Annotated in this window: 4 protein-coding genes; all 4 read left to right on the top strand. The window is 76.0% G+C overall.

All coding sequences use genetic code 11. The annotated features are described in order from the left end of the window. The coding region (locus V7793_RS35790; RefSeq protein WP_336013853.1) for a YcaO-like family protein at positions 1-1,032 on the top strand (1,032 nt) is incomplete at its 5' end. A 37-nt stretch (positions 1,033-1,069) separates the two neighbouring features. Further along, a complete protein-coding gene (locus V7793_RS35785; RefSeq protein ID WP_336013852.1) occupies positions 1,070-1,900 on the top strand; it encodes a class I SAM-dependent methyltransferase in 831 nt (276 codons plus the stop codon). Positions 1,901-1,922: 22 nt separating this feature from the next. Then, entirely contained in the window at positions 1,923-2,774 is an 852-nt protein-coding gene (locus V7793_RS35780) for a class I SAM-dependent methyltransferase (protein ID WP_336013851.1), read from the top strand. Between the two features lie 76 nt (positions 2,775-2,850). Then, positions 2,851-3,031: hypothetical protein (locus tag V7793_RS35775; RefSeq protein ID WP_336013850.1), on the top strand; the 181-nt coding region annotated here is incomplete at its 3' end.

Below are 3,031 nucleotides of genomic sequence, written 5' to 3'. Positions count from 1 at the left end.
CTGTGGGTTCCGGCCCGCTCCGCGCTCACCGGCGCCGAACTGCTCGTCCCCGCGGGCGAGGTGTTCCTCCAGCACCGCCCGCCGCCGGGCTGCGGCACGACCTCGGGAGCGGGATCGACAGGCCTGGGAGCACACCCGGACCGGGAGGCCGCGGCCGGTCACGCCGCCCTCGAGGTCCTCGAACGGGACGTGATCCGGCGCAGCTGGTACGGGCCCGGTGCGCCTCCGCCGCGCGCCGTCCCCGCGGACGACCTGCTGCCCGGGCCCGTACAACTCCTCCTCACCGCCCTGGGCCTGCGGGCCGCGCTCCTGACGCTGCCTGCAGCGGCCGGCACGGAGTGCGCCGTGGTCTGCGTCCACGGCGGGCCGCCGCCCGGCCGTCCCGGCCAGAGCTTCGGCGCCCGCTGCGCGCAGGCGGGTGACCGCGCGGCGACGGTGGCCAGGGCCGCCTACGAGGCCCTGATGGTGCGCTGGAGCATGACCAGCCCGGTGGCCCTGCGCACGTGGGAGGGCTGGGGCGGCCGCACCCCGCCCCGTACGGCCCTGGAACACGCCCTGTGGGCCTTCCACGGGCACGACGCGTTGGGGTGCTGGACGGGACGGGGCCGTGGCGGGGCGGGGGATGCGCTCGACGGCGGGCAGGCCGGTGCGGCCGGGGTGCGGCCGGGGCGGGCCGGGGCGGAGAGCCGGACGGACGGGGGGCAGGAGGGGCACGGCGGCACCACGATGTCCCGGCCGGGACGGGAGGGGCCGGGGCCGGGGCCGCAATCGGGCGACTCCGCGAACGGGCCGGGGGGCGCGGTGCGAGCCCCGGACGGGCGGGGCGCCTGCGACCGGCGACCGCCCGGACCGCACGGCGGGCTTGCCGCGCTGGCCGCGCACACCGGCGGCGACGTGCTGCTCGTCGACACCGACACCCCCGGCATCCGCGCGGAAGGCGTCCACGTGGTGCGGGTGATCGCCCCCGGCGCCCGGCCTCTGCCCGCGGACGACAGCCGGATGCCCGGCGCCTTCCCCCATCCCTTCGGCTGACCGCCCCGGCCGGCCGACCGCGAGAAAGGGCCCGATCATGACCTCGTCCGGCTCGCCGGATTACACCGCCTTCGCCGCCCGCTACGACTCCTGGTTCGCCGCGTCCGGCACCACCGCGGCCACCGTGGCGGCCCTCGCCGGGCTCGCCGGGGCTGCCGGGCCGGGGCCGGCCCTGGAGCTGGGCATCGGCACCGGCCGCATCGCGGTGCCGCTCGCGGCGCGCGGCGTGGAGGTCCACGGCATCGACGCCTCCCCGGCCATGGTGGAGCAGCTGCGCGCCAAGCCGGGCGGCGAGCACATACCGGTGACGATGGGGGACTTCAGCACGGTCGGAGCCGCGGCGGCCGGGCCCGGGGCCGGTGCCGGTCCCGGACCCGATACGGGGGCCGGCACCGGGGCCGGTACCGGTCTCCCGGGGACGTACGTGCTCGTCTACGTCGTCAGCGGTACGTTCGCCGAACTGACCAGCCAGGACGCCCAGGTGGACTGCTTCGCGGGCGCGGCCCGGCTGCTGCGCCGCGGCGGCCTGTTCGTCCTGGACGCGCACGTGCCCGAGGCCCTCACCGACGACCGTTCCACGGGCGGCCAGGTGCTGCCCACCGGGAACGGCGAGCTCGTCCTGCGGTTCCGGGAGACCGACCGTGCGGCGCAGCGCTACCGCTCCCACTACATCGTCCTCGACCAGGGCGCGGGCGGCCTCGGCATGCACCGTACGACGGTGTCGTTCCGGTACGCGGCGCCGGGCGAGCTGGACCTGATGGCGCGGCTCGCGGGGCTGCGGCTGCGCGAGCGCTGGGCGGACTGGACGGGTGCGCCGTTCACGTCGTCCAGCGCGTACCACGTCTCCGTCTACGAACGCCCGGAGTGACCCGGGGGAAGGGAGGGCGGCCATGGACCCCGAGGCGTACATGGCGGAGAATCGTCGGCAGTGGGAGGCGTGGACGCCCCTGAAGGCCGCCTCCGCCTTCTACGGCCTGGACGACTTCCGCCGCGGCGGCATGCGGATCCGCCGGCTGGAGGTGGAGGAGGTGGGCGACGTGTCGGGCCTGTCCCTGCTGCACCTGCAGAGCCACGTCGGGCTGGACACGCTCTCCTGGGCCCGGCTCGGGGCGCGCGTGACCGGCGTCGACTTCTCCGCCGAGGGGACGGCGACCGCGCGCTCCCTGGCCCGCGATGTCGCCCCGTCGGCCCGGTTCCTCTGCGCCAACGTCTACGACCTGCCGCGCCACTTGGACGAGACCTTCGACCTCGTCTACACCTCGCACGGGGTGCTCGGCTGGCTGCCGGACCTGCGCCGGTGGGCGGCGGTCGCCGCACGGTTCACGGCGCCGGGCGGCCGGTTCTACCTCTTCGAGTCCCACCCGACGGCCTGGCTCTTCGACAACCGCACGGACAGCCGGGAACTCGCCGTCCGCTACCCGTACTTCGGCTCCGGCGAACCCTTGCGCTGGCGCTACCGCAGCCCGCTTGCGGTGCCGGAGGCCGAGGCGGACGGCTGGGAGTTCTCCTGGGGGCACGCCCTGGGGGACATAGTGAACGCCCTGCTGGAGGCGGGGCTCGTCATCGAGTTCCTGCACGAGTGGCCGTTCGTGGCCTGGCCGATGTTCCCGTTCCTGGAGGAGCGCGACGACGGGTGGTGGCACCTGCCCGCCGGCGTCCCCGCCGTGCCGCTCTCGTTCTCGCTGCTGGCCCGCAAGCCCGCGCCGCGCCCGGGCCGCGACGCCGGGAGGGACGTCCTTTGAGCCACGGCGGCCGCGGATACGCGGAAACCGCTGGCCGGCGGGCGGATGCGGGCGGCTCGGAACGGCCCGTTCCACCATGGCGATCACGGTGTCCCGCGGGCACCATGTCAGCCGGGTGCGCCGGTGTTCCGACGCCTCGTCGAACGCAAGACCCCTCACCGCCGAAGGAGCGGAAATGCCCCAGGACATCGTAGAAGTCCAGGAAGTCCCGGCCGAGGAGCTCCCCGAGCTCGCCCTCATGGTCGACATACCGTTCG

It is taken from the genome of Streptomyces sp. KLMMK (assembly GCF_036961605.1).
GTDB classification, from domain to species: Bacteria; Actinomycetota; Actinomycetes; order Streptomycetales; family Streptomycetaceae; genus Streptomyces; species Streptomyces telluris.
Note: the sequence above shows the minus strand (reverse complement) of the source record. Positions and strands in the feature narration are given on the sequence as shown.

Excerpts from the sequence above, each read along its gene's own strand:
- V7793_RS35785 (WP_336013852.1), top strand. The coding sequence starts at position 1,070 with ATGACCTCGTCCGGCTCGCCGGATTACACCGCCTTCGCCGCCCGCTAC.
- V7793_RS35780 (WP_336013851.1), top strand. The coding sequence starts at position 1,923 with ATGGACCCCGAGGCGTACATGGCGGAGAATCGTCGGCAGTGGGAGGCG.